The sequence below is a fragment of the Sodalis sp. dw_96 genome, from assembly GCF_018449575.1.
In the GTDB taxonomy this organism is placed as follows: Bacteria; Pseudomonadota; Gammaproteobacteria; order Enterobacterales; family Enterobacteriaceae; genus Acerihabitans.
The window spans coordinates 72,263-96,772 of sequence record NZ_JAAVUT010000018.1 but is presented as its reverse complement, the minus strand read 5'-3'; the positions used below and the strand labels follow the sequence as shown (position 1 = coordinate 96,772).

General features: G+C 53.9%; 24 protein-coding genes. 14 read left to right on the top strand and 10 right to left on the bottom strand.

Annotated features, from left to right (window positions below; translation table 11 throughout):
- The first annotated feature begins 98 nt into the window (after positions 1–98).
- The 5 genes from pyrC (at position 99) to solA (ending at position 3,741) form a co-directional block, all read left to right on the top strand.
- Entirely contained in the window at positions 99–1,145 is a 1,047-nt protein-coding gene (gene pyrC, locus HB631_RS21030; protein WP_213993129.1) for a dihydroorotase, read from the top strand.
- 138 nt (positions 1,146–1,283) lie between these two features.
- Positions 1,284–1,523 (top strand): DNA damage-inducible protein I, encoded by a 240-nt coding sequence (dinI, locus tag HB631_RS21025; protein WP_213993144.1) that lies wholly within the window; start codon positions 1,284–1,286, stop codon positions 1,521–1,523.
- Positions 1,524–1,747: 224 nt separating this feature from the next.
- Positions 1,748–2,017 (top strand): hypothetical protein, encoded by a 270-nt coding sequence (locus HB631_RS21020; protein ID WP_213993128.1) that lies wholly within the window; start codon positions 1,748–1,750, stop codon positions 2,015–2,017.
- Between the two features lie 196 nt (positions 2,018–2,213).
- Positions 2,214–2,468, top strand: a complete 255-nt coding sequence (gene bssS / locus HB631_RS21015; protein ID WP_213993127.1) for a biofilm formation regulator BssS — start codon at positions 2,214–2,216, stop codon at positions 2,466–2,468.
- A gap of 154 nt (positions 2,469–2,622) precedes the next feature.
- Positions 2,623–3,741 carry an N-methyl-L-tryptophan oxidase gene (solA, locus tag HB631_RS21010; protein WP_213993126.1) on the top strand — a complete coding sequence of 373 codons (1,119 nt, stop codon included), beginning with the start codon at positions 2,623–2,625 and terminating at the stop codon, positions 3,739–3,741.
- Positions 3,742–3,769: 28 nt separating this feature from the next.
- On the opposite strand, the gene HB631_RS21005 is transcribed toward solA, so the two are convergent.
- Positions 3,770–4,831, bottom strand: coding sequence for a rhodanese-related sulfurtransferase (locus HB631_RS21005; protein ID WP_213993125.1), 1,062 nt, complete (start codon positions 4,829–4,831; stop codon positions 3,770–3,772).
- Between the two features lie 169 nt (positions 4,832–5,000).
- Here HB631_RS21005 and HB631_RS21000 point away from each other — a divergent pair, with 169 nt between their 5' ends.
- From HB631_RS21000 to mdtG, 3 genes are all read left to right on the top strand, one after another.
- A complete protein-coding gene (locus HB631_RS21000) occupies positions 5,001–6,098 on the top strand; it encodes an NADH:flavin oxidoreductase/NADH oxidase (protein WP_213993124.1) in 1,098 nt (365 codons plus the stop codon).
- Between the two features lie 165 nt (positions 6,099–6,263).
- Positions 6,264–7,184: a Kdo(2)-lipid IV(A) acyltransferase gene (locus HB631_RS20995; protein ID WP_213993123.1), complete on the top strand. Its 921-nt coding sequence runs from the start codon at positions 6,264–6,266 to the stop codon at positions 7,182–7,184.
- A 365-nt stretch (positions 7,185–7,549) separates the two neighbouring features.
- On the top strand, positions 7,550–8,776 hold the full coding sequence (gene mdtG, locus HB631_RS20990) for a multidrug efflux MFS transporter MdtG (RefSeq protein WP_213993122.1): 1,227 nt from the start codon (positions 7,550–7,552) through the stop codon (positions 8,774–8,776).
- Position 8,777: 1 nt separating this feature from the next.
- Here the strand turns inward: mdtG and HB631_RS20985 are convergent, their stop codons facing one another.
- On the bottom strand, positions 8,778–9,224 hold the full coding sequence (locus HB631_RS20985; protein WP_255557187.1) for a hypothetical protein: 447 nt from the start codon (positions 9,222–9,224) through the stop codon (positions 8,778–8,780).
- A gap of 273 nt (positions 9,225–9,497) precedes the next feature.
- On the opposite strand from HB631_RS20985, the gene HB631_RS20980 reads away from it, so the two are divergent.
- Positions 9,498–9,878 carry a MysB family protein gene (locus HB631_RS20980; protein ID WP_213993121.1) on the top strand — a complete coding sequence of 127 codons (381 nt, stop codon included), beginning with the start codon at positions 9,498–9,500 and terminating at the stop codon, positions 9,876–9,878.
- A 106-nt stretch (positions 9,879–9,984) separates the two neighbouring features.
- On the opposite strand, the gene HB631_RS20975 is transcribed toward HB631_RS20980, so the two are convergent.
- Positions 9,985–10,206, bottom strand: a complete 222-nt coding sequence (locus HB631_RS20975; protein WP_213993143.1) for a YceK/YidQ family lipoprotein — start codon at positions 10,204–10,206, stop codon at positions 9,985–9,987.
- Positions 10,207–10,612: 406 nt separating this feature from the next.
- Between HB631_RS20975 and rhaS the strand changes: the two genes are divergently transcribed.
- The 4 genes from rhaS (at position 10,613) to HB631_RS20955 (ending at position 15,208) form a co-directional block, all read left to right on the top strand.
- On the top strand, positions 10,613–11,605 hold the full coding sequence (rhaS, locus tag HB631_RS20970; protein ID WP_213993120.1) for a rhamnose ABC transporter substrate-binding protein: 993 nt from the start codon (positions 10,613–10,615) through the stop codon (positions 11,603–11,605).
- Between the two features lie 66 nt (positions 11,606–11,671).
- Complete coding sequence (locus HB631_RS20965; protein WP_213993119.1) at positions 11,672–13,183, top strand: sugar ABC transporter ATP-binding protein; 1,512 nt, start codon at positions 11,672–11,674, stop codon at positions 13,181–13,183.
- A 2-nt stretch (positions 13,184–13,185) separates the two neighbouring features.
- Entirely contained in the window at positions 13,186–14,181 is a 996-nt protein-coding gene (locus HB631_RS20960; protein WP_213993118.1) for an ABC transporter permease, read from the top strand.
- 10 nt (positions 14,182–14,191) lie between these two features.
- Entirely contained in the window at positions 14,192–15,208 is a 1,017-nt protein-coding gene (locus HB631_RS20955) for an ABC transporter permease (protein ID WP_213993117.1), read from the top strand.
- A gap of 247 nt (positions 15,209–15,455) precedes the next feature.
- On the opposite strand, the gene mdoH is transcribed toward HB631_RS20955, so the two are convergent.
- The 3 genes from mdoH to HB631_RS20940 all read right to left on the bottom strand — a co-directional run bounded on the left by mdoH (position 15,456) and on the right by HB631_RS20940 (position 20,603).
- Positions 15,456–17,972 carry a glucans biosynthesis glucosyltransferase MdoH gene (gene mdoH / locus HB631_RS20950; RefSeq protein ID WP_213993116.1) on the bottom strand — a complete coding sequence of 839 codons (2,517 nt, stop codon included), beginning with the start codon at positions 17,970–17,972 and terminating at the stop codon, positions 15,456–15,458.
- Complete coding sequence (locus HB631_RS20945) at positions 17,965–19,533, bottom strand: glucan biosynthesis protein G (protein ID WP_345945728.1); 1,569 nt, start codon at positions 19,531–19,533, stop codon at positions 17,965–17,967. Before HB631_RS20945 ends, mdoH begins: the two co-directional genes overlap by 8 nt.
- A gap of 554 nt (positions 19,534–20,087) precedes the next feature.
- The gene (locus HB631_RS20940; RefSeq protein WP_213993114.1) at positions 20,088–20,603 is read right to left on the bottom strand and encodes an O-acetyl-ADP-ribose deacetylase; all 516 of its coding nucleotides are present in this window, start codon (positions 20,601–20,603) and stop codon (positions 20,088–20,090) included.
- A 221-nt stretch (positions 20,604–20,824) separates the two neighbouring features.
- Between HB631_RS20940 and HB631_RS20935 the strand changes: the two genes are divergently transcribed.
- Positions 20,825–22,015 carry a beta-glucosidase gene (locus HB631_RS20935; RefSeq protein ID WP_213993113.1) on the top strand — a complete coding sequence of 397 codons (1,191 nt, stop codon included), beginning with the start codon at positions 20,825–20,827 and terminating at the stop codon, positions 22,013–22,015.
- A gap of 60 nt (positions 22,016–22,075) precedes the next feature.
- Here the strand turns inward: HB631_RS20935 and HB631_RS20930 are convergent, their stop codons facing one another.
- From HB631_RS20930 to HB631_RS20915, 4 genes are all read right to left on the bottom strand, one after another.
- Positions 22,076–22,243, bottom strand: coding sequence for a hypothetical protein (locus HB631_RS20930; RefSeq protein ID WP_213993112.1), 168 nt, complete (start codon positions 22,241–22,243; stop codon positions 22,076–22,078).
- A gap of 409 nt (positions 22,244–22,652) precedes the next feature.
- Complete coding sequence (locus HB631_RS20925; RefSeq protein WP_213993111.1) at positions 22,653–22,835, bottom strand: DUF2158 domain-containing protein; 183 nt, start codon at positions 22,833–22,835, stop codon at positions 22,653–22,655.
- 100 nt (positions 22,836–22,935) lie between these two features.
- Positions 22,936–23,631, bottom strand: a complete 696-nt coding sequence (locus HB631_RS20920; protein WP_213993110.1) for a phosphohydrolase — start codon at positions 23,629–23,631, stop codon at positions 22,936–22,938.
- Positions 23,632–23,819: 188 nt separating this feature from the next.
- Complete coding sequence (locus tag HB631_RS20915) at positions 23,820–24,434, bottom strand: prolyl oligopeptidase family serine peptidase (protein WP_213993109.1); 615 nt, start codon at positions 24,432–24,434, stop codon at positions 23,820–23,822.
- Between the last annotated feature and the right edge of the window lie 76 nt (positions 24,435–24,510).

The following is a 24,510-nucleotide window of genomic DNA, read 5'->3' as shown; positions in this document are numbered from 1 at the left end:
CTAAATAATGCATCCGCCGCCCATTACGCTTATTCTTATACCCCTAAATCTGACATTGATTTTCTCTGTTCATACTTCAATAGCCGGAGCTTTTCCCCATGACCGCACAGCCTTCGATACTCCATATTCGCCGCCCGGACGACTGGCATCTGCATTTACGTGATGACGAGATGCTGAGCGCCGTATTGCCTTATACCAGCCGTATTTTCGGCCGGGCCATCGTCATGCCGAATCTGTCGCCGCCGATCACCTCCGTCTCCCAAGCCATCGCTTACCGTGAGCGGATTTTGGCGGCAGTGCCCGAAGGCCATCATTTCCAGCCGCTTATGACCTGTTATCTTACGGATACACAGGATCCGGAGGAATTGATCGAGGGGTTCCGCCAAGGGGTTTTTACCGCCGCCAAACTCTATCCGGCCAACGCCACCACCAACTCCAGCCATGGGGTCACAAAAATCACCGGCATATATCCGCTGTTCGAAGCCATGGAAGAAAACGGCATGCCGCTGCTGATTCATGGCGAAGTCACCGCGGCGGAGATTGATATATTCGATCGTGAAGCGCGGTTTATCGAGACGGTGCTGGATCCGATACGCCGCCGCTTTCCCAGGCTGAAAATCGTCTGTGAGCATATTACCACCCGCGAGGCGGCTCAATATGTGCTGGAGGGTGATCGCTTTTTGGCGGCAACCGTCACTCCGCAGCATTTGATGTTTAACCGCAACCATATGCTGGTGGGGGGTATCCGTCCGCATCTGTATTGTCTACCGATCCTTAAACGCAATACGCATCAGGACGCACTTCGTCAGGCGGTGGCAAGCGGTTGCGATCGTCTCTTTCTCGGTACTGACTCGGCGCCCCATCTTCGTCAGCGAAAAGAGACCGACTGCGGATGCGCCGGGGTGTTTAATGCCCCGGCCGCCCTGGCCGCTTATGCCACGGTTTTCGAAGAGCTCAATGCGCTGGATCGCTTTGAAGCCTTTTGTTCCCTGAACGGACCACGGTTCTACGGTTTACCTATTAATGAGGAATTTATTGAGCTGCAGCGCCGGCCGGAAACACAGCCGGAACAGATCTCCCTGGGAGATATTACGCTGGTGCCTTTTCTTGCCGGCCAAAACCTCAATTGGTCGGTTAAGTCTTAAAGGCATTTTTCCTCAGGCCGGACGTTGCCTGCGCCGAGATGAGCGCCACGTTGAAAAAAGGAAAACGTAATTCCATACTTGCTTTATACTAATAATAACTGTATATATAAACAGGCTTTAATGCGATGAGAAAAAATGATGCGTATAGAAATCACTCTGGCTAAAGCAACGCCGCTTCCCGCAGGCGCGCTTGAGGCCCTGACCCAGGAATTTACTACCCGGATTGATAAACATTTTACTAATTCCCATGTACAGGTACGTTATGCCGGCGCAAATGGCATCAGCGTCATGGGCGGCAGCAAAGAAGATAAGGCGTTGATCACCGACATCCTGCAAGAGACATGGGAAAGCGCCGATGACTGGTTCGATCCGCAATAATTGATCTTAGCTTTTTACCGGTTCTTCGCCGGGATAGGTTCCCGGCTTTATTCCATCGGGCCAGGGCTTGCCGCCGCTTAATGATTCCCCCGCCTTCTTCCGTCCGGCCATTATCTGCCGTCTCTCAGTGAAAATTATCCGCGCCTCTCTTGGCAAATGCTTATTTCTGGTCTGTACTCAGCCAGAATATATGCATTTTATCGGCCTTTCAGGGGAGTATGACCATGAATGTCAATAAACCAGAAGAAGCCATGACCTTCGGTGAATTGCTGGAGTTAATCAGCGAGCAGCAACGCCGACTGAATGTGCTGGAAATCGCCTTTTCCTACCTCTCTTTCAGCCTGGATGAAAAAGCCAATCAGCTGCTGATAAATAATCTGATGCTGGAGGCTCAGAATCAGAACCGCGATGCCATCATGCAGAAATACTTTTCACAATTGGCCGATGAACTGACAAGACGAATCCGCCCGGTGATTCCTCCGGTCGCCTCATGACCCGATAGGGTTCAGCGCTTTTTCTGACAAAGCATAAGACCCGTGAATAACTCACGACCAAACGGCGGCATAAAAAAAAGTCGCTTATTTGGCAAAAAAGTGACAAAGACAGGTATACTTATATTGCTCGCTAAAATGGAGCCGCATTTAACCTCGAAGTTACTCTTTTTTTAAACGAGTCAGAAAAGGGGTATTTATGGACAGAAAAAACGAGATTATTCATACCCACCCGCTGGTCGGCTGGGATATCAGTACCGTAGATACCTATAATGCCATGATGATCCGTTTGCATTATATCAATTCAACCAGCCAGGCTGCCGAAGATGCGGAAGTGGACAGAACCCTTTGGCTGACCACCGATGTCGCTAAGCAACTTATATCCATCCTTGAAGCCGGCATTGCAAAAATTGAATCGACGGCTTATCAGGATCTTGACCACCGAAAACATTAATCTCGAACTTACCCCTCAGGCATCCGCTGCATTGCATCGGGTGCTTTTTTATTATCCCGCTTGATTGTTTCCGCCAAATGACGATATACCCGTCCTGGTTCGAAAGTCTATACTACGCAAAGCCCGGATTTGCCTTATCCAAGGAGTTATCTACATGATTTATGATCTTATTATTGTCGGTAGCGGCTCGGTGGGTTCAGCTGCGGGTTTCTATGGAACCGAAGCCGGTCTGAACATTCTGATGATTGATGCGGCGTTTCCTCCTCATCACGGCGGCAGCCATCATGGCGATACCCGCATTATCCGGCACGCTTACGGCGAAGGTGAAAAATACGTGCCGATGGTCCTGCGGGCCCAGACGCTGTGGGATGAATTGGCGGTACGTAGCGGCAATGTGTTGTTTCATCGCAGCGGCGTGCTCAATCTGGGACCGCGCCAAGCGAAATTTATCCAAAACGCCGCCGGCAGCGCCCAATCATTTGGTTTGCCGTGCGAAACATTGAGCGCTGTTCAGATAGCCGACCGCTGGCCTGAATTTATCGTGCCGGAAGATTATCTCGGTGTTTTCGAACCACAAGCCGGTTATCTCAAATCAGAACTGTCCGTTGCCTCTTATATCCGGCTGGCGGAAAACGCCGGCTGCGGGCAGTTGTTTAACTGCGGGGTCACGCAAATCATTCCGTTGTTCCCTGGTTTTGAAGTGGTCACCGTGGAAGGTAGCCGTTACCAGAGCAATAAATTACTGGTCTGTGCCGGCACCTGGGTGAAAAAACTCATCCCGTCGCTGCCGATAACCCCGGTGCGTAAAGTCTTTGCCTGGCATCAGGCGGACGGCCGCTTCAGTGAAGATAACCATTTCCCGGCATTTACCGTGGAAACCCCCGACGGCGGGCAATATTACGGTTTTCCCGCCATCAACAACGAGCTTAAAGTGGGCAAGCATGATGGCGGACAGCCTATTGACGAACCGGAACAGCGCACGGCTTTCGGCAGCTATGGCACCGACGGCAGCGAGGTTTTTCGTTTTTTGCGGCAGTTTCTGCCCGGGGTCGGCGTTTGTCTCAACGGCGAAGCCTGCAGTTACGACCTTTCCCCAGACGAGGACTTTATCATCGACACGTTGCCGGACAATCCGGAGATGATGATTATCAGCGGATTAAGCGGCCATGGTTTTAAATTCGCCAGCGTATTGGGGGAAATAGCCGCCGGCTTTGCCGCCGGACGCCCTACGGCGTTTGATTTAACGCCATTTTCACTGGCTCGTTTCAGCTGAATCCGCCGCCCCGCGCGACGGTTTGCCATTATTCTGCTGTTTTACCGGGGGCGCGCCACGGCAAATCCATTGATAACCGCTGTCGGGATTTATTGAATATTTTCAGTCCGTTTTCCCGTCCCGCCCGCCGCGCGCGCTGTTCATGGACAGGTAAATCCTTTTCATCACGACAGGTTTCGCTGCAACATCCCTGGTATTTTTCCCCGCATACCGGACACTGGATAAACAACAAATGACAGCCCTGGTTCTGGCAATTGACATGGGTATCACAGGCCGTGCCGCATTGGTGACAATGGGCTATCACATCGGGGGTAATGCGTTCCCCCAGCCGCTCGTCGAACACAAAGTTTTTGCCGGTAAACTTCAGCGGTAATCCCAGCGCCTTTGCCTGACGGGCATATTCGATAATACCGCCTTCCACATGATAAACATGTTCAAAGCCATGATGCCGCATATAGGCACTGGCTTTTTCACAGCGGATCCCGCCGGTGCAATACATGACAATATTCTTATTTTTTTCCGCCGCCAGCATATCCACCGCCATCGGCAACTGTTCCCGAAAGGTGTCGGAGGGGATCTCCATGGCGCGATCAAAATGGCCAACCTCATATTCATAATGATTGCGCATATCCACAAATACCGTATCGGGATCGTCGGCCATGGCATTAACCTGCTCCGCCCGCAGATAATGTCCGATCCGGGTGGGATCAAACGTGGGGTCGATAATACCGTCGGCCACGATTCGATCGCGCACCTTCATCCGTAAAACCCAGAATGATTTACCGTCATCATCCAGCGCCACATTCAACCGAACCCCATCCAGCGCGGGATGGGCCGCAAACAACAGCGTCTTTAATGCTTCAAACCGATGTTGCGGCACGCTGATTTGGGCATTAATCCCCTCGCCGGCAATATACACCCGGCCGAAAACCCCCAGGTCGCCCATGGAACGATATAACCCGTCGCGAAATGCCTGCGGATTGTCGAGGCGAAAATACTTATAGAATGACAAGGTCGTGCGCGGCTCTGATTCAGCCAGCATGCGCCTTTTAAGCTCTTCGTTGGCTACCTGGTTATGTAACACTGGCATGGTGTACGTTCCTGTAGTTATGAATATATCGGGTAAAAAGCATTTAACGCTGAGTCAAAACTTTCTTAAATTGCTAACGTTGGCTAAAACGGCGTAACGGCTTAACGAATGAATTTTAACATCAACACGGGTAATGTTACGCCAACGGCACCTTAATGAGGCATAACCTATGAGTCAATTGTTTTCGAACTATACAGTGGGAAACCTGGCGCTGCCAAATCGCATTGTCATCGCGCCCATGTGCCAGTATTCCGCCGACGAAGGGAAAGCGACCTCATGGCACGGAATTCATCTGGGCCATCTGGCATTGTCAGGTGCGGGCCTGCTCATCGTCGAGGCCACGGCGGTGACGCCGGAAGGCCGTATCTCGCCGCAGGATCTCGGTTTGTGGAATGACGAAACCGAGCGGGCGCTGGCGGCGGTGGTGGATACCGTCAAGACTCACTCCCCCATCGCCCTGGGCATTCAGCTTGCCCATGCGGGCCGAAAAGCCTCTACCCATGCACCCTGGTTCGGCGGCGGCTATATCCCTCCCGGACAGGGCGGCTGGCAAACGATGGCTCCCTCCGCCATCCCCTTTGCGGACAAGGATTTAGCCCCTCAGGCCATGACGCTGACGCAAATCGGGGAATTGAAGGCGGAATTCGCCGCCGCGGCCAAACGCGCCCAGCGCATCGGCTTTAATCTCATCGAGATCCATGCAGCCCACGGTTATTTGCTACACCAGTTCCTCTCGCCGTTGGCCAACCAACGACAGGATCAATATGGCGGCAGTCTGGAAAACCGTATGCGCCTGACTCTCGAAGTCGTCCAGGCGGTTCGGCAAGCGATTTCTCCCGACCTGCCGGTTGGCGTACGCATTTCCGGCTCCGACTGGGTAGAGGGCGGCTGGGATATCGAACAATCGGTCACGCTGGCGCAGGCCTTGAAATCCCAGGGTTGCGACTATATACATGTGTCCAGCGGCGGGTTGTCCACCCAGCAAAAGATTCCGGTGGGCCCCGGTTACCAGGTGCCTTTTGCCCGACGCATCAAGGCCGAGACCGGATTGAATACCATCGCCGTCGGCCTGATTACCGAAGCCGAACAGGCGGAGACCATTGTGGCCACCGGTGACGCGGATATGATTGCGCTGGCGCGCGCGGTGCTTTACGACCCGCGCTGGCCTTGGCACGCCGCGGCCAAGCTGGGGGCTAAGGTAAACGGTCCCAAGCAGTATTGGCGCTGCGAACCGCATAATGTGAAGAATTTATTCAACAAAGAGTAAAAGATTCGTCGGTTTTTGATGAGTGTAACGCGCACTCAAGGGAAATTTAACCTTTTGTGCGCCGTTCGCTTTCCCTTTTGCAAAGAAATGCCACACTGATTTCAGTGTGCGGAACATTAAATATGTAATGAGCTTTGTCTTTTACGTTTATGGTGGCGAGAATCCATGACAAATATTCCAACTTTTAACCGTTCTTTGCTGCACCCCCGTTATTGGCCAACCTGGGTTGGCATTGGTCTGTTATACCTTTTGGTATTATTGCCTTATCCGTTGCTGTATCGGCTCGGCACCTTTCTCGGACGCCTCTCCATGCGCTTCCTGCCCCGGCGCGTCCACATTGCCCGCCGAAATCTCGAATTATGTTTCCCCGATCGCTCAAGCGCCGAAAGAGAAGCACTGCTGGTGAAAAATTTTGAATCCGTGGGCATGGGCCTGTTTGAAACCGGCATGGGGTGGTTCTGGCCCGATTGGCGGGTAGAACGTTGGTTTAATGTTTCCGGCTTGGAAAATATCAGCCTTGCTCATGCCAAGAAGCAAGGCGTGTTGCTGATTGGGCTGCATTTTTTATCCCTGGAGCTGGGGGCGCGTATTTTCGGTATCCATAATCCCGGTATCGGCGTCTATCGCCCCAACAACAACAAGCTGCTGGATTGGCTGCAAACCTGGGGACGGCTGCGCTCCAATAAATCCATGATCGATCGCTCGGATATCAAAGGCATGATTCGGGCCCTGAAAAACGGTGAAATCATCTGGTATGCGCCGGATCACGACTACGGACCTAAGAGCAGCGTTTTCGCCCCCCTGTTCGCGATGGAGCAGGCGGCTACCACCTCCGGCACGCATATGTTGGTGCGGCTGGCCAAGCCGGCGGTGATCCCCTTTGTCCCCCGCCGTTTGCCCGGCGGTAAAGGTTATGAACTGATTATCATGCCGGATGAACAGCATTTACCGCTGGAGAGCGATGTCGCCACCGCCACCTATATGAACAAGGTGCTGGAACAGGCCATTCTGCTGGCGCCGGATCAATATATGTGGCTGCACCGCCGGTTCAAAACCCGGCCGCCGGGACAACCCTCGATCTATTGACGCCAACAGCATATCGGGCAAAAAAGCCGCGGTACATTGCCGACGAGACAGGCACGGGAAGTCGCTTTACCGCTCCATCGGCGGCGCTACGTTTAACGCGACTCTGGATAAATTGAAGCGATATTCCTTTACATTGAGGACGTTACGCTAACCGGGACGCGGCGGAAATTTGAAACAATATTGCCGCATCGGCGGACCTCTGGTCAGTGCGGCCTGGTAGCGGTGGTTTGGTGCAATTGATGCCCCGAAAATTGCCCGCTGCCCTGTTTAGGCGCATACTTACGCTCTTCTGTATAACCTCGGCGATAACGCCCTCGAGCCTTGTCACATTATTTGACCGCCGTTGCCTATTTTATTGAGATGTCATGACGACGGTGTCGGAACCCATAAATTGGAAACGTAATCTCTACATTGCCTGGGTCGGTTGTTTTTTAACCGGTGCGGCATTTAGCCTGATTATGCCCTTTTTACCGCTTTATGTTGAAATGCTCGGTGTCACCGACCCGCGTGAATTGAATATGTGGTCGGGAGCGGTCTTCAGTATCACCTTCCTGTTTTCGGCGATTGCCTCGCCCTTTTGGGGCGGACTGGCGGATCGCCGGGGACGTAAAATCATGCTGCTACGCTCCGCCCTGGGCATGGCGATTGTCATGGCATTGATGGGCGTGGCGCAAAATATCGTCCAGTTTTTGATTTTGCGCGCTCTGCTGGGGTTGCTGGGGGGATTCGTGCCCAACGCCAATGCCCTTATCGCCACCCAGGTTCCGCGCAACAAAAGCGGCTGGGCCCTGGGGACCCTTTCCACCGGGGCGGTGGGCGGCGCATTAATCGGCCCGCTTATCGGCGGGTTGCTGGCGGACCATTATGGTTTGCGCCTGGTATTTTTTATCACCGCCCTGGTACTGTTCATCTGTTTTATCATCACCTACATTTATGTCGAAGAGCGTTTCAAACCGATACAAAAAAAGGACATGCTCTCCGCACGGCAGGTGTTCGCCTCCCTGACCAAACCACGGCTGGTGTTGAGCCTGTTCGTTACCACCATGATTATTCAGGTTGCCACGGGGTCAATTGCGCCAATCTTGACATTGTATGTGCGCGAACTGGCCGGCAACATCCAGAATCTGGCGTTTGTCAGCGGCATGATCGCCGCCGTCCCCGGCATGGCGGCGTTGTTAAGCGCGCCACGGCTAGGCAGGCTGGGGGATAAAATCGGACCGGAGCGGATTTTGATCTGCATGCTGGCGGTTTCGGTGCTACTGCTGATTCCCATGGCCTTTGTCCAGACCCCCTGGCAACTGGGGTTCCTGCGCTTCCTGCTGGGGGCCGCCGACGGCGCCCTGCTGCCGGCGGTGCAAACCTTACTTATCTATAATTGCACCAATCAGGTGGCCGGCCGGATATTCAGTTACAACCAGTCCTTTCGCGACGTGGGTAATGTCAGCGGTCCTTTGATCGGCGCATTTGTCTCCGCCAGCTATGGATTTCGCGCGGTATTTTGCGTCACCGCGCTGGTAGTGCTGTTTAATGTGTTCTATTCCTGGTGGAGCTTGCAGCACGGCCCGTCCCGAATCAGGCTGCCGAATGAATAAATCAGCCACCGTTTGCCGGGTGAGGTCCTGCTCCTGCATCCGGCGCTTTCTCCTCGTCGTGATGATCGGGCACCTTCACCACTGATATCCGCACCTCATAGTGACTGCCGGCGGTAGCGGCCGGCAATATGCTGTTCAACTTTTGTAGGGTCTCGCCGGGATTATCGCTTTGCATTGACGCGCAAAAGACTTCGCCGCCATGACAAAATCCCGTCCCATGGGGCATCATCATCGGTCCGCCGGGATGGGGAAAGAACATCGGCATCATCATGGGTCCGCCTGGATGGGGAGAAAACATCGGCATCGGTTCCGAAGGCGGTGGATTTTGCCAACCGGCCGGCGCATTCGTGGTGGACGGCGTCCCCGCGGGAGCCGCCGCCATGCCGCCGAGACTTACCGCACCCAGTGTGCAGGTTAATATTATCAATGATTTGCTTAACAAGGTCATAGTGCGTCTCCTGGTTGTTCATTGATTTTACTCTAGCGCTTATCCACCGCCACGAACGTTCATTTGCGAAACCTTTACCAGATACCCACATGCCCTTTGCAATGATGAATGCAGAGTAAATAAATATTTTTATACCTTGCCGGGAATTTTTTTCATTACCGTAAATCATTTTATTAATGACACTTGAAAGTTTTCAGACTCCGACAACAATTACATAGATGCCCGCCATGGGCGCGGTAACGTCAGATCATCTTTGATCACAGGAGAGCCAAAATGAGCATGTACGCAACTCTGGAAGAAGCCATAGATACCGCACGTGAGGAATTTCTTGAAGCCTCCCGTGACAGCGGCAATGACGATCTGGACCCGGTGGTGAGTCAGTTCAGTTTACAAAAATACATCATGCAAGACGGTGAGATCATGTGGGAAGCGGAATTTCTGGCCGATGAGAACGAAGCGGCGGATGCATTGCCTTTTCGAACCGGGGAAGCCGCACAGGCCATTTTTGACGGTGATTTTGACGAAACCGAACTGCGCCTGGAATGGCAAGAGGAAAACACCCTGCATGAATGGGATGAAGGAGATTATCAATACGAGCCTCCGCTGGATACCGAGGAAGGAAAAACCGCTGCCGACGAGTGGGAAGAACTGTAAATCCGGCTGGACACTACCCTGACCGGTTTAAACGACGCCCATTGTCCGGGTCCGCCGGGGTATCAACTGGCTGAGCTATCAACATAGCGTTCCGCCGGTTGATACCCTATCGATAAGGCCCGTGCCGCATATCGACAGGCAATAAAATCGTATCCACCACCATCGACAGCGGCAGATCTATCACGGTGATATATCTCCAGGGAGAGTCGCGCAAGTCCCATTTCACGCCCGGATAATATTGATTGCCGTGCCCTTGCCCGGGAAACGTACGGCTGATAATGCTGCCGCAGCCGGTCAGGCCCAGCACACATATCGCCACTACTATCATTCGCACCCTGTTATCCTATTCCAGATTCAACGGCCAGACACGCCGACCCATCGCCATCAGACGGGAAGACACTATCACATATGGCAAAACAGCGCACATCGGGCCAGGAATAAAAAATGTTATAAATTTGTGATATCTCTCATCCCCGCCTTCGTCTGGTTGCCAGCTTCCCGCCGGAGTTGGCAGTATAATAAAGGCGGCCGGCGCGACAAGGTTCTAAAGTCATGATCATCCTTCAATGAAGGTCTTGATTATGATTATCCCCGTACCCTTGCCACAGGTCATTCCCCATTACCCGGATTCTTCCGGGCGGTGTTTTTGGCAATACTCCCATTCCCGATACGCTTAGTTATTTTTTATACCCTACAGCTTGTTGTCATTATTTTAATTAAGTGGAGTACAAACAATGAAATTAAAACAACTACTGACTTGTACCCTCATGGCTTCCTGCCTGGCCCTGGCGGGCACGGCTTCGGCAGAAGTCAAAATTGCCCTGGTGGCGAAGTCGCTGGGCAACGGTTTTTTTGAAGCGGCAAATACCGGCGCACAGCAGGCGGCAAAAGAATTGGGAGACGTTAAGGTCATCTATACCGGCCCCACCACGACTACCGCCGAAGCGCAGATTGAAGTCCTTAACGGCCTGATAGCACAGGGTGTGGATGCCATCGCGGTGTCGGCGAACGATCCGGATGCGCTGGTGCCGGTGCTGAAGAAAGCCATGCAGCGCGGCATCAAGGTGGTGTCATGGGATTCCGGCGTCGCCAAGGCCGGCCGCCAGATTCATCTTAATCCGTCCAGTAACGATCTGATAGGCCAAATGAATGTACAATTAGCCGCCGAAGCCATCAAGGACCTCGGGCTGCAAAAGGGCGATACGGCAATTCTAAGCGCCACGCCCACCTCCACCAACCAGAACATCTGGATTACGGAAATGAAGAAGGTGCTGCCGAAGTACCCCTCGGTGAATCTGGTGGCGGTGGCCTACGGCGATGACCTTTCCGACAAAAGCTACCGCGAAACCATTGGCCTGCTGAAGTCCTATCCGAACCTGAAAGTGATCATCTCTCCCTCCTCGGTGGGCATTGTCGCCGCGGCGCAGGCGGTGAAAGATCAGGGTAAAATCGGCAAGGTCTATGTGACCGGCTTGGGATTGCCTTCTGAAATGGCCGGCGCGGTGAAGTCCGGTGCAAGTAAAAGCTTCGCCATCTGGAATCCCATCGATCTGGGTTATGCGGCAACCTATATCGCCTATGATCTGGTGAAAGGAACCGCCACGCCCAAAGAGGCCAGCATGGGCCGTTTGGGAAAAGTGCAGCTTGATGCGGACGGCAACGGCGCCATGGGTAAACCCTTTATCTACAACGCCGGCAATATCGATAAATTCGCCAAAGTGTTCTGATTTTTCATCAGGCTCACCGCCCCGCCGTGAGCCTTCATGATCTGCCATAGCACGCGGAGGGTTGTGATGACCGACGCCATACCTTTATTATCATTAAAAGGGATCACGAAAATATTTCCCGGTGTTCGGGCGCTGGAAAATGTTCATATTGATCTCTATCCCGGCAAAGTCACGGCGCTTGTGGGGGAGAACGGCGCCGGCAAATCAACGCTGGTCAAGGTGATGACCGGCATTTATCAGCCGGAAAAAGGCGAGATAGAATATAAAAAAATCCCCATCAAACTGGTTAATCCGGAAGCCGCCCATAAAATCGGCATCACCGCCATCCATCAGGAAACCGTGCTGTTCGACGAGCTGTCGGTAACCGAAAATATCTTTGCCGGGCACTATCTCTACAGCGGTTGGCTTAAACGCCTGAACTGGCCCGCCATGCAAAAAAAATCTCGGGAAATCCTGGCCCGGCTGGAAGTGCAGATTGACCCCAGCGCCGTGTTAAAAGAGCTGAGCATTGCCCAGCGGCATATGGTGGCTATAGCCCGGGCCCTGTCGTTCAACGCGCAGGTGGTTATTCTCGACGAGCCGACGGCGGCATTGTCTCAGCATGAAATTATCGAGTTTTATCAAATTGTCGAACGCTTAAAGCTGGAAAATAAAGCCATCCTGTTTATTTCCCATAAATTTGACGAGATTTTTGCCATCGCGGATTATTACACGGTTTTGCGTGACGGCAGCTACGTGGGTTCGGGCCAAATGGGCGATATCACCGAGGCCAGCATGGTCACCATGATGGTCGGCCGTGAAATCAGCCAGGTCTATCCCAAAAAGTCCGGACTGCCCGGTGAAACGGTTCTGCAGGTGGTCAACCTGAGCCACCCCACCGAGTTTTCCGGCATAAATTTTTCATTGCGCAAGGGGGAAATCCTGGGGTTTTACGGCCTGGTGGGGGCGGGACGGACGGAATTAATGAAAGCCCTGTTCGGTGTGACCCAACCCAGCCGCGGTCAGATAATCGTCGGTGGCAAAGTCCGGCATTTCACCCATCCCGCGGCGGCTATCCACGCCGGCATCGTTTACGTGCCGGAAGAGCGCCAAAGCCAAGGCACCATTATCGATCTGCCCATTTACCAGAATATCAGCCTGCCGCAGCTCAGCCATCTCAATCCGACCGGCTTCCTCGATGAAGAAAAAGAGTGGGCCCTGGCGGATGATTACGCCAATCGTCTGCAGGTGAAAGCCTTTAGCTGGCGCCAGCAGGTGGCGACCTTATCCGGCGGCAACCAGCAAAAAGTGGTGATCGGCAAATGGCTGGCGACGGCGCCCCTCATCATCATTTTGGATGAACCCACCAAGGGCATCGATATCGGCTCCAAAGCGGCGGTGCACCAGTTCATGGCCGAACTGGTGGGGCAAGGGCTGGCGGTCATTATGGTCTCCTCAGAGTTGCCCGAAGTCATGGGCATGTCCGATCGCATTATCGTCATGCACGAGGGTCTGATGGCGGCGGAATTCAACGCCGGCGCGGCAACGGCGGAGATGATTGTCAGCGCGGCCAGCGGTGCCGGCACGGAGGCGGCGTAAAGATGAAAACATTATTCAAACACCGCGAGATCCTGCTGGGGTTGGTCATCATTATGATGGTGCTCGGGGTCGGCAGTCGTTCGCCGGAGTTTTTAGGTCTTGAAAACCTGCTGGAAACCTTCAACGACACGTCGATTCTTATCATCCTGGCCCTGGGTCAAATGATGGTATTGCTGACCAAAGGCATCGATTTATCCATGGCCGCCAATTTGGCGCTGACCGGCATGATTGTCGCGTTACTGAATTTTCATCATCCCGATCTGTCCATCGGTCTGCTGGTGATCATCGCCACCGTCATGGGGCTGCTGATGGGGGCCATCAACGGTTTATTGGTCTGGAAGATGGGAATCCCCTCGATTGTCGTGACCTTGGGCACCATGAGCATTTATCGCGGCATTATTTTTTTACTGTCCCACGGCGGCTGGATTAACGCACATCAAATGAGCGCACCCTTCCTCGGTTTGCCGCGCAGTGAGTTCCTGCATTTACCGCTGCTGGGCTGGAGCGCCATCGCGGCGCTGCTGGCGGTGGGCTACTTTATGCGCTACAGCCGTACCGGCCGGGCGCTCTATACCGCCGGCGGCAATGCCACCGCGGCTTATTACACCGGGATCAATGCCGGTAAGATGCAGTTTATCAGTTTCTGCCTGTCCGGCACGCTGGCGGGATTTTGCGGATATCTGTGGATATCACGATTTGCGGTGGCCTATGTCGACGTCGCCAACGGCTTTGAACTGCAGATTATCGCCGCCTGTGTGATAGGCGGCGTCAGCACCATGGGAGGGATCGGGTCGGTTTCCGGCTGCCTGCTGGGCGCACTGTTTTTGGGTGTCATCAATAACGCCCTGCCGGTGATCGAGGTGTCGCCATTCTGGCAAATGGCGATATCCGGCGGTGTGATTGTTATTGCCGTCATCCTGAACGAACGCTCAAACAAACGTAAGGGCCGGCTTATCCTGCGTGATGCCGTCCTTGCCAATCAGACCCGACAAAAGTGAGAGAAATGATATGAACAAGACGCTACTTTCTCACTCGCAGCCGGAGCCGGTTCCGCTGCACAATATCTCATGGTTTCAACGCTTGCTGTGCTGGGAGGTTTTTTTACTGGCAGTGACCGTAGCGGTGTTTGCCATTAATGCCGCCGCCTCACCTTATTTTCTGAATCTATGGAACCTGTCGGACGCGACCTTTAATTTCACCGAGAAAGCCATGATAGTGTTACCGATGGCGATGCTGATCATCGCCCGGGAAATCGATCTGTCGGTGGCTTCCACCATGGCGCTGAGCTCCACCATCATGGGTTTTTGCGCCCAGGCCGGGATGGAGACTTCGGTGCTGGTCTGCGTCGGGCTGGGCGTCGGACTGCTGTGCGGTCTGGTTAACGGCCTGCTGGTGACCCGCTTGAATTTGTCGTCCATTGTGATCACCATCGGTACCATGAGCCTGTTCCGGGGTATTACCTATGTGCTCTTGGGGGATCAATCCATCAACCACTACCCGGCCAGCTTTGCCTTTTTCGGACAGGGCTACGTATTCGGCGCCCTGTCGTTCGAGTTCGCCTTATTTATCATGCTGGCCATCCTGTTTTACTTTTTGCTGCATAAAACCAATTTTGGCCGGCGGACCTTCGCCATCGGCAATAACCCTGTCGCCGCCTATTATTCCGGCATCAATGTGAAACGCCATAATCTGATCCTGTTCAGCATGGTGGGAGTCATGTCCGGATTGGCGGGGGTATTGCTGACCTCACGACTGGGCAGCACCCGCCCCACCCTGGCGCTGGGCTGGGAGTTAAGCGTGATAACCATGGTGGTATTGGGGGGCGTGAATGTGCTGGGAGGCTCCGGCAGCATGACCGGCGTGATTATCGCGGCGTTCCTAATGGGGTTGGTCACTTTTGGACTGAGCCTGCTGAACGTGCCGGGAATTGTAATGTCGATTATTGTCGGCGCGATGCTGATTACGGTGATATCGCTGCCCATACTGACGCAGCGTTTTCTGTCGCGGAAAAAGAGAACGTCTTGAGGAAAGTCACGCAACACATGTCAACAAGCGGAACCACCCTTGCGGGTGGTTCCGACTGCGGACAAACAGACTCGGAGTCGATAAGGCGGGACAGGCTGCTAGAGGAGTAAACCGTCCGCGCCAGGGATGGCGCGGATCGAGCCTCCAGGGATGGATTTACGGCGTGTTTACGATCTAGCAACCTGTCGCGACCGGGCACTTTGTCAACAAGCTCAACCATCCTTGCGGGTGGTTCAGACTGCTTCGGCTAGTTCTTATCCCAGGCCGGCCATGCCTGCGGCTGCGACCATAACCGCAGATGCAGACGGGAGAGGATAACCGGATCGCTTAAAATCGACAGCCGCTCAGGAGGAGTCAGGCCACGCGGGCCTCGTTGCAGCGCCGCCTGAACGTGCTCTTCACGATCGACTTCAATGGCCTGGCAGACGCCGTGGCGCGCGGTGGCCATGCCGGTCGCCAAGGCATTATAGGCAGGATCCATTACCGCATGCCGGAAACCGTCCAACAGCGCCCGCGCCTGATTACGCCGCAGATAGTTTTCCGTATCCACCAGCTCTTTAGGCGGTGAGTACTCTTCCGGGATCAAAAACAGGCTGACACGTTTACATGCCAACCCGAGATTGGCCCGACTGGAGAAAACCGACACCAGCGGTGAAAGGATCAACGAAAATACGATAGGTGACAGCCACCACAGGAAACGCAGGTCAAGCCACGCCATACCGCCGGCCCAGACCAGTCCCAGCAGCATTTGCGAACCGTGGCGCGTGAAAGATTCGCTCCAGGGCGTCGCATCGTCATCCCGCTGCGGCGAGTTCCATTGCACCGCCCAGCCGAGAAACGCGCTGACCACAAAAATGGTGTGGAACAGCATGCGAACCGGGGCCAGCAGTACGGAAAACAGCATCTCCAACAGCATTGAACAGAACAGGATAAATACCCCGCCGTACTGTTTCGCGCCTTTGGCGCAGATCAGGATCACGCTGAGCAGCTTCGGCAAGAACAGCAACACCATGGTGGTGGAGAACAGCGCCACCGCCAATTCGGGTCGCCATTGGGGCCAAACGGGGAAAAGCTGGCGAGGCTGCAAAAAGTATTGCGGCTCCATCAGGGTATGCACCACCTGCAAGGCGGTCGACAGCGCCAAAAACATAAACCACAGCGGCGCGGATAAATACGACATGACGCCGGTGAGGAAGACCGCCCGGTGGACCGGATGCATGCCTTTCACCAGAAACAGCCGGAAGTTCATCAAATTGCCCTGGCACCAGCGGCGGTCGCGCTTGAGCTCATCCAGCAGATTGGGGGGCAGTTCTTCGTAGCTGCCCGGCAAATCGTAAGCTATCCACACCCCCCATCCCGCCCGGCGCATCAAGGCCGCTTCCACGAAGTCATGGGATAAAATCGAGCCGGCAAACGAACCATCGCCGGGCAATGGCGCAAGGGCGCAGTGCTTGATGAAGGGATCGACCCGGATAATGGCGTTATGACCCCAATAATGGGATTCACCCAACTGCCAGTAATGCAGCCCGGCGGTAAACAACGGTCCGTATACCCGGGTGGCGAACTGCTGGCAACGGGCATACAGCGTATCCATGCCGGAGGCCTTGGGCGCGCTTTGGATAATCCCGGCGGTGGGGTTGGCTTCCATGAGCCGGACCAGGTTGGTCAGGCAAAAGCCGCTCATGACGCTGTCGGCATCCAGGATCACCATATAGCTGTACTGTTTGCCCCAGCGGCGGCAGAAGTCATCGATATTGCCGCTTTTACGCTTTACCCGCCGGCGGCGGCGGCGATAAAAAATTCGGCCGCATCCGCCGGTTTCCTGGCAGATTTCCATCCAGGCCTTTTGCTCGGCGATGGCGATATCGGCGTTATAGCTGTCGCTCAGAATATAAAAATCGAAATGTTCAATCTGTCCGGTGGCTTCCACCGATTCATAAGTCGCCCGCAGGCCGGCGAAAACCCGCTCAACATCCTCATTGCATATGGGCATGATGAGCGCGGTTCGATGTTGCGGATTCAGGGGTTCATCGCCGGTGGTGCTGGCGGAGATACTGTACTTATCATGGCCGATAAGTAGCTGGAGAAAGCCCATTAGGGCCGTCCAAAACCCCGCCGATACCCAGCAAAACAGTATGGCGAATAAAATCAGGATGCCGCTTTGCAAAACATAAGGCAGCAGTTGCAAAACCGATTGCAGCCAGTCCTGATGCAGCATATCCATCGGATCAATCAGCGCCCATCCCTGGTATGGCAGGATGGTTTTCATATACCAGGTGGCCACAGCGGTTTGAAACAGCGTCAGTATGAGCAAAACATACCGGCGCATGCTTCCCACCCGGCGCCAGTTGCCGTCCTCGCGGGCGGCCGCTTCCCCCTTATGGCGCGGCGGCGCGGTATGACCTCGCAAAGCATTCCAGAAACGTGAAACGGGGTTGGTCAGCCAGGGTTCCGGGAACATCGGCGTACGCGTAATGGTGGGCATCGCCTTGATGGCGGTACGGCCGAGGCTATCCTCCACCAGCAGCTCCTTGCAGGTCTCGGTTACCGGCCAGGCCATGTTCAACCGCGATTTTACCGAATCCAAGGCGGCATTGTCTTCACTGGGCGTCGTGCCGGGCGCCATGCTCCCGATATCGGCATGCAGCGATGCAAGGGACGGAGTGCCCTTCCCCGGCAACTTGGCGAGCAAAGAGCTCTTCTGCTCGGGAGATAGCGGTAAAGCCTCGATATAATCGAGGCTGGGTTCGGTTGATTTATTCATTGGCAGGTAGCAAATAGCTCCAGGTTTCAGTCAATGTCTTGTCGCCGTTGGTCAGCGCGGCGCGCATTTCAGTAGGTTGCTTTTCATCTTTCACGCGCAAACGCAGCGTCAGACGCCAGCCATGCGTTACTGGATTATAGCGGACATTGTTTTCCACCACTTCGGCATTATTGCCAACACTCAACTGGGACGCCACCGGAGTCTTCTCGTCAAGGGCCTTCAGGGACGGTCCGACGAAATCCACCACAAACGCGGTAGTGCCGTCCGGCTGGCGAATCAGATTGGACTGTCTTACATCTCCGGCGGAACGCAATGTCTGCTGAACGTAGGCTAAATCCGGTGAATGAATTTTGTCTTCGTCGCGGGTAAAGTGCAGCCGGTAGGCGAGATCGAAGGGTTTACCGGTATCCGGAAGTTTTTCCGGCGTCCAGAACGCCACGATATTATCGTTGGTTTCATCGGCGGTGGGTATCTCCACCAGCTCAACATGCCCTTTACCCCAATCCCCCTTGGGTTCAATCCAGCCGCTGGGCCTCAGATCATAACGATCGTCCAGATCCTCGTATTGCGAGAACGACCGGCCGCGTTGCAGTAACCCAAAACCGCGGGGATTCTCCACCTGAAAGGTGCTGACGGACAGATGCTTGGGATTATTCAGGGGACGCCAGATCCACTCGCCGTTGCCGGCATGGATCGATAATCCGTTGGAATCATGCAGCGCCGGACGGAAGTTCATGGTGGTGGAAGGCTGGTTGGGACCGAACAAATACATGCTGGTCAACGGCGCCAATCCCAGTTTACCCACTTTATCCCGCAGGAATACCCTGGCTTGCACATCGACGCTGGTATCGCGTCCCGGGTAGATGACAAAGCGATAAGCGCCGGTGGCGCGCGGCGAGTCAAGCAGCGCATAGAGCACCAAATGTTTATCGTTTTGCTGCGGACGTTCAATCCAGAACTCGCGAAAACGCGGGAATTCCTCGCCGGACGGCAAGGCGGTATCAATTGCCAGGCCCCGTGCGGAAAGGCCATATACCTGGCCCTTGCCAATCACGCGGAAATAACTGGCTCCCAGCATACTGGCAATTTCGTCGCTCTTGTCAGCCTTGTTGATGGGATAAAGGATTTTGAAACCGGCGAAACCGAGATTCTTGACCAAATCGGGATCGTGGTTGACCGACCCAAAAGTGAACAGATCCGGCGAATATTTGATTTCAGTGACGGCAGAAGATGTGACTTCATTGATTCTCACCGGCGTGTCGAAATACATCCCCTGGTGATAGAATTCCAGTTTGAATGGCGTCGGCTGATCGTGCCAGTAAGCCTTATCATGATTGAATTGAATCTGCTGATAATCGGCAAATTTCATTTCGCGAAATTGCGAAGGCAAATTGCTTTTGGGCGCCTCGTAACCTTTACTGGCCAGTTCTTGCGCTTGTTTAGCCACATCGTCAATAGAAAATGCCCATGAAGGCAAGGCGTATAAGGATAACAATACCGTCGCTCCCAGCCAACGGAGACTCGCTTTGGGTAATTTGACGAAAAATTTATTAGTTGGCACATCCCCCCCTATGCGTGTGCTCTTAATCATTTAAAGCAATTTTAATTGATAAATCACTTTTCCGACAGCGTGATACAACGATGGTTCCTCACATTAATCTTACCGGTACAGTGTTTAATCAACGATCAGAAAACAAACGCATCTACCGGTAAAAGATAGTCTAAAACAGCACATTCCAACAATCGGAACCGCCCGCTGATTTTACCTGAGCCATCAGCGGGGGGTTAATCATTTTTAACGTTAAGCGGGAAGTTATTATAAAAGCCGAGTTAAATGACCTCGCGCCGGCCTTTTTTGGCGTGCAAAAGGCTATCGGACCCGACCGGGTCGTCAAAACAAAACGTGCGCCTAATTTAATTAACGGCCATTATAGGAAAAATCTTATTACAATATAATCGTTCCCGTTCTTCAGCTAGCCTGCTGATTTATAATAATTCCACAGGCGGGAACGAGTATGCGCGCAAATAAACGCAGATTCAAAAATAGCGAACTCGACTTCGATGCAAAGTCCACTTGAACAATTATCCGCGGCGTCAATTACCCCTGTGCGCCCGTCATAATCTTGCTTGATACAAGAGGGCGTTTTCCCTGTCAAAGCAGACGAAAATAACCCTTTTCGGCCAGCTATGCCGCGCCAGGAATTCACCCACCGCGGCAATCGCAATATCGGCGGCCAATTCTTTGGGAAAACCGTAGACGCCGGTACTGATATTAGGGAAAGCGACAAGCTGCATTCGTTTATCGCAAGCAAGGGCCAGGCTGCTAAGATAGGCCTGCCGCAGCAGTTCCGGTTCATTACGTCCGCCGCCGTGCCATACCGGTCCGACGGTATGGATCACCGCCTTGGCGGGTAAATTTCCCCCGTCGGTAAGCACCGCGCTGCCCACCGGGCACCCGCCCTGGCGCCGCCGGATCTCGGCACAGGCCAGGGCCAGGGCGGGACCTGCCGCCCGATGTATAGCCCCGTCCACCCCGCCGCCGCCCATCAGCGCGCTGTTGGCGGCATTCACGATGGCATCGGCGGCCAACCCCGTAATATCCCCGGTCATTACGTCCATTCTTGCTGGCATAATTCACCCCATTTATTCACCGGACAGGCTTATCGCCCTTAACAATTGCGGACAAAATTTGACTCATAGGGCTTTTTGCGGTTCTCTGGTGAACTAACTTTGCAATAAAGATCGCAAAAGTACGCCATATCCGGAAACGTTTTAACTGTTACCTGTCTAACTTTACATGATAAGCAGATTGACCCGGTCAGGCAAAACTGTCATGGGAAGGGGGGAGCCCAATGCAAGATCAAATCGAACATGGCATATCACCCATGTACCACCCGACACTTTTTAAAAGTTTTTTGCAGGCCGGATTCGCCTGCTCCACCGAAGTACGCGGCGACGGCCGACGCCTGGATCTGATTCATGCCAGCGGCCACGAAATGCTGGCGTCCAAGGATTATGCCCAACTGGCGGAACAGAAAATAGTTACCGTGCGGGACGGCCTGCGCTGGCACCTGATTGAGGAAACCGCCGGCCGGTACGACTGGTCCAGTTTCCTGCCCACGCTGCATGCCGCCCAGGCCAATAACATCCAGGTCATCTGGGACCTTTGCCATTATGGCTGGCCGGATCATCTCGATATCTGGCAACCGGCCTTTGTGGAGCATTTTGCCCGTTTCGCCGGCGCCGTGGCCGCCAAGGTCCGCGATGAGGGCATACATCAGCCCTGCTATACGCCGATAAATTCCATTTCTTTCCTGGCATGGGCCGGCGGCGAAATGGCGCACATCCAGCCAATGACGTCAAATAAAGGCAAATTACTCAAACAACAGTTGGTACGCGCCACGCTGGCCGCCATGGACGCTATCCGCGCGGTGGACGACACCGCCCGATTTCTGCAACCCGAACCGGTGGTACACATCAATGCGCCGGAAAACAAACCGGAGCTGGAGGCCGCCTCGGAGGAGCTGCGGATGGCGCAGTTTGAAGTCTGGGATATGCTGAGCGGACGTATTTGTCCCGAGCTAGGCGGCGCTCCGGAATATCTCGATATTGTCGGGGTCAGCTACCGTCCGGCCAACCAGTGGTTTTTCAAGGGGGACGTCATTGCCGTGGATGACATCCACTATCGGCCCTTTGCGACAATTTTGGACGAAGTCCACCAGCGGTATCTGCGTCCGATCCTGATCGCGGAGACCGGTGCGGAAAACGACATGCGGGTCCCCTGGATGCGTTATGTTTTTGAGCAAACCGTCCTGGCAATGAAAGCCAACGTCGCCGTTGAAGGCCTTTGTATCTACCCGGTGGCGGATTATCGCAGCTGGAGCGGCGACAAACATTTGCCGTTCGGCCTGCTCGGCATGCCTGACGTCAACGGGTGCCGTTCATTATTCGAGCCTCTGGCGCTGGAGATGCGCAGCCAGCAGATACGGCTCAAAGGCCTGCTGGAAGATCCCCTGCCTGACCAGCGTGCCATGCCGGCTTGAGATACCCTTCATCTTTCACGTTGCGGCCGTGTTGGCTGCCGCCTGAGGGTGGGGGATAAGCTAGGCGCCGTTGGTTTTGGTATAACAAGCACCGGTATCAACGCCGCTACTGTGCCGGATATCATAAAAGTAGGCTATACCGAACAGTACCGATACGGTAATCAAGACTGAGATTAACAAACCGATTATTGCTAGCAACGTTGTATCATCAAGTTTGCTGTTTTCCATGTCCAATCCTTCCTTTATATCGACGTGTTCATCACACGAACCACAGTGTCGCTAAAATGATAAAACTGATGAGGGTACCTGAGGCTACGGCGAGCACCGCTATCGCGAATTGAGCATCATTCAGGGTCTCTCTGTAATTTCTCTCGCGACGGGATTGACGGCTTTTATTCACAAATAAGCTTATTGAGTAACAATATCAAAAGATACACACCAGAAGAGAGGCCATATCCGACCGGCACATAATCCGCTTATAAAATATGCGAATCGGCAGGGCTTTGCAAGGGGTGACGCCGCCTGGCGGCTATTCATTACATGGTAGGCAACTTCTTGACTTACCGGAGTTAATCCGACGCATTCAGTCACCGGGCCGCAATAGGAAAACAGCCCGGCTTATGGGCAAGCCTGGGTGTTAACACACACCAAAATCCCCGTCTTCCTTGTATAAGGACAGCTCTTCGGCTTTGAACTGTTTGGCATTTTCCACACCGGAATCCATCATGCCGCAAAATACGATGCCGTTTTCAACTTTTACCACACTCATTGCCGGTCCGCCGTTTATCGGCTGGACCACATCACCGGTTTCAAATGTCATGAATTTCTCCTGTCTTCAACGTCTGTATTCCACGTCGCGAGGAACCCGACGCCGGCCAATATTTAAGCCTATATTTGCCTGCCGCATACGTCAATAAAAGTTAACGTTTAACCCGGAAGCGCTCCAGGGTCTCGGTATCCAGCTGGTAGTAGTCGCCTTTAAGCTCGGCGCAAAGCTTGCTCATAAAGGTTACCAAATAATCGATATTATAGGCCGCCATCTGGCGCCCCATTTCGGTTTGCATGGTATCGGCGAGAGTTAATAGTTTGGTTTGAAAATGATCAAAGGTGTATTTAAGATCGTCCAAAGGACGATGGAGAGCCAAGGGATCTTCCACATCAAACAAACCGCGCCCCAATTGACCCGAAACATGAAACACCCGGGCCAACCCTATGGCACCCAGGGACTCCAACCGGTCGGCATCCTGGACAATTTTCGCTTCCAGGGTCTCAGGCGTAATGCCGGCACTGAAGCTGTGCGCTTCAATGGCATGTGCCACCGAGGGATATTTCGCTACCGGAAAATCCGCAAAACAATCGGACAGAATTCGCAACGTCTCTTTAGCCGCCTTGGCGGAGGCCAAATGGCGTTCGGGATGATTTTTCGGCAGGTTAACCACATCATGAAAATAACAGGCTGTCAGCACGGTTAATTCATCGGCCTTGGTAAGGTGCATAATTTTTTGAGCGGTTTGCCAGACACGGCTAAAATGGGCGAGATCATGCGCTTTGTCGTCCTGAGGGAAATGCTGTTCCAAATAGGCTTTGTATCGAGTTTCCCATTCCTCTAATCCCATATTTACCTCCTGCCTGCGATATGTTTCTTATAATAGTATTCTTGCTGATAATTGTTAATTATTTGTTACGGAGAACATTTCTTTCTCCGGACACTCCCCAATATACTGGCTGAAACAGCGATTCTCATCGCCGCCAAGATACCCTACTAAGCCATATCCCGCGCCGGTCATCAAGCTTATTAACCGTTTCATTCAGCCTTTGCGGACAGCGCCCGCGAAATAAATCGTCCCGCCAGCGCCACGCCTTCACCGGAAATCCCATGCCCCAGATGGGGCAAGATGACGGTAGTCGCCGTTACACCCAATTCCTGCAAGGTAACGCCGGCACGCTCGGTTTCCCAGGAAGGAATAACCTGATCATCCGCGCCATGGATCAGGAGAACCGGCGTGCCGACGGCCGGTATCAAAGGCATCGGCGACGATAACCGGCCGGAAAAGGCCACCACGCCGGCAAAAGGCCAACGCCCCGAAGCGACGGCGTCCAGGGCCATAATCGAACCTTGGGAGAATCCCGCCAACACCACCCGTTCGGGATGATCGGCCATGCCCTGCTCCGCCATCAGCCGGGCAACCTGCTGGTCGAACGCGGCCCTGGCGGCCGCGATCCGTTGCGCCCGGTTGTCCTGGGTTACGCCGTTGACACTGAACCACTGATAACCGGGGCCCATGTCAAACGGCATCGGCGCGTTAGGCGCGGCGAAACGGGTTTCCGGCAGGCTTTGCCGCCACACATCCCCCAGCGGCGCCAGATCGTCGCCGTTACTGCCGACGCCGTGTAAGAAAATAACCAGGCTTTGCTTCATTTATTTTCTCTCTCCATTAGTGGGCAGACCGCCCCCGATAAGGGAACGTGGGGCAGGACTGTGACATACCGCTAGG

Excerpts from the sequence above, each read along its gene's own strand:
- HB631_RS20965 (WP_213993119.1), top strand. The coding sequence starts at position 11,672 with ATGACCGACGCCATACCTTTATTATCATTAAAAGGGATCACGAAAATA.
- HB631_RS20980 (WP_213993121.1), top strand. The coding sequence starts at position 9,498 with ATGAGCATGTACGCAACTCTGGAAGAAGCCATAGATACCGCACGTGAG.
- HB631_RS20960 (WP_213993118.1), top strand. The coding sequence starts at position 13,186 with ATGAAAACATTATTCAAACACCGCGAGATCCTGCTGGGGTTGGTCATC.
- HB631_RS20940 (WP_213993114.1), bottom strand. The coding sequence starts at position 20,603 with ATGCCAGCAAGAATGGACGTAATGACCGGGGATATTACGGGGTTGGCC.
- HB631_RS20995 (WP_213993123.1), top strand. The coding sequence starts at position 6,264 with ATGACAAATATTCCAACTTTTAACCGTTCTTTGCTGCACCCCCGTTAT.
- dinI (WP_213993144.1), top strand. The coding sequence starts at position 1,284 with ATGCGTATAGAAATCACTCTGGCTAAAGCAACGCCGCTTCCCGCAGGC.
- HB631_RS21020 (WP_213993128.1), top strand. The coding sequence starts at position 1,748 with ATGAATGTCAATAAACCAGAAGAAGCCATGACCTTCGGTGAATTGCTG.
- HB631_RS21000 (WP_213993124.1), top strand. The coding sequence starts at position 5,001 with ATGAGTCAATTGTTTTCGAACTATACAGTGGGAAACCTGGCGCTGCCA.
- HB631_RS21005 (WP_213993125.1), bottom strand. The coding sequence starts at position 4,831 with ATGCCAGTGTTACATAACCAGGTAGCCAACGAAGAGCTTAAAAGGCGC.
- pyrC (WP_213993129.1), top strand. The coding sequence starts at position 99 with ATGACCGCACAGCCTTCGATACTCCATATTCGCCGCCCGGACGACTGG.
- HB631_RS20955 (WP_213993117.1), top strand. The coding sequence starts at position 14,192 with ATGAACAAGACGCTACTTTCTCACTCGCAGCCGGAGCCGGTTCCGCTG.
- mdtG (WP_213993122.1), top strand. The coding sequence starts at position 7,550 with ATGACGACGGTGTCGGAACCCATAAATTGGAAACGTAATCTCTACATT.
- bssS (WP_213993127.1), top strand. The coding sequence starts at position 2,214 with ATGGACAGAAAAAACGAGATTATTCATACCCACCCGCTGGTCGGCTGG.
- HB631_RS20920 (WP_213993110.1), bottom strand. The coding sequence starts at position 23,631 with ATGGGATTAGAGGAATGGGAAACTCGATACAAAGCCTATTTGGAACAG.
- HB631_RS20935 (WP_213993113.1), top strand. The coding sequence starts at position 20,825 with ATGCAAGATCAAATCGAACATGGCATATCACCCATGTACCACCCGACA.
- HB631_RS20915 (WP_213993109.1), bottom strand. The coding sequence starts at position 24,434 with ATGAAGCAAAGCCTGGTTATTTTCTTACACGGCGTCGGCAGTAACGGC.
- HB631_RS20925 (WP_213993111.1), bottom strand. The coding sequence starts at position 22,835 with ATGACATTTGAAACCGGTGATGTGGTCCAGCCGATAAACGGCGGACCG.
- rhaS (WP_213993120.1), top strand. The coding sequence starts at position 10,613 with ATGAAATTAAAACAACTACTGACTTGTACCCTCATGGCTTCCTGCCTG.
- solA (WP_213993126.1), top strand. The coding sequence starts at position 2,623 with ATGATTTATGATCTTATTATTGTCGGTAGCGGCTCGGTGGGTTCAGCT.
- HB631_RS20930 (WP_213993112.1), bottom strand. The coding sequence starts at position 22,243 with ATGGAAAACAGCAAACTTGATGATACAACGTTGCTAGCAATAATCGGT.
- HB631_RS20985 (WP_255557187.1), bottom strand. The coding sequence starts at position 9,224 with ATGACCTTGTTAAGCAAATCATTGATAATATTAACCTGCACACTGGGT.
- mdoH (WP_213993116.1), bottom strand. The coding sequence starts at position 17,972 with ATGAATAAATCAACCGAACCCAGCCTCGATTATATCGAGGCTTTACCG.
- HB631_RS20975 (WP_213993143.1), bottom strand. The coding sequence starts at position 10,206 with ATGATAGTAGTGGCGATATGTGTGCTGGGCCTGACCGGCTGCGGCAGC.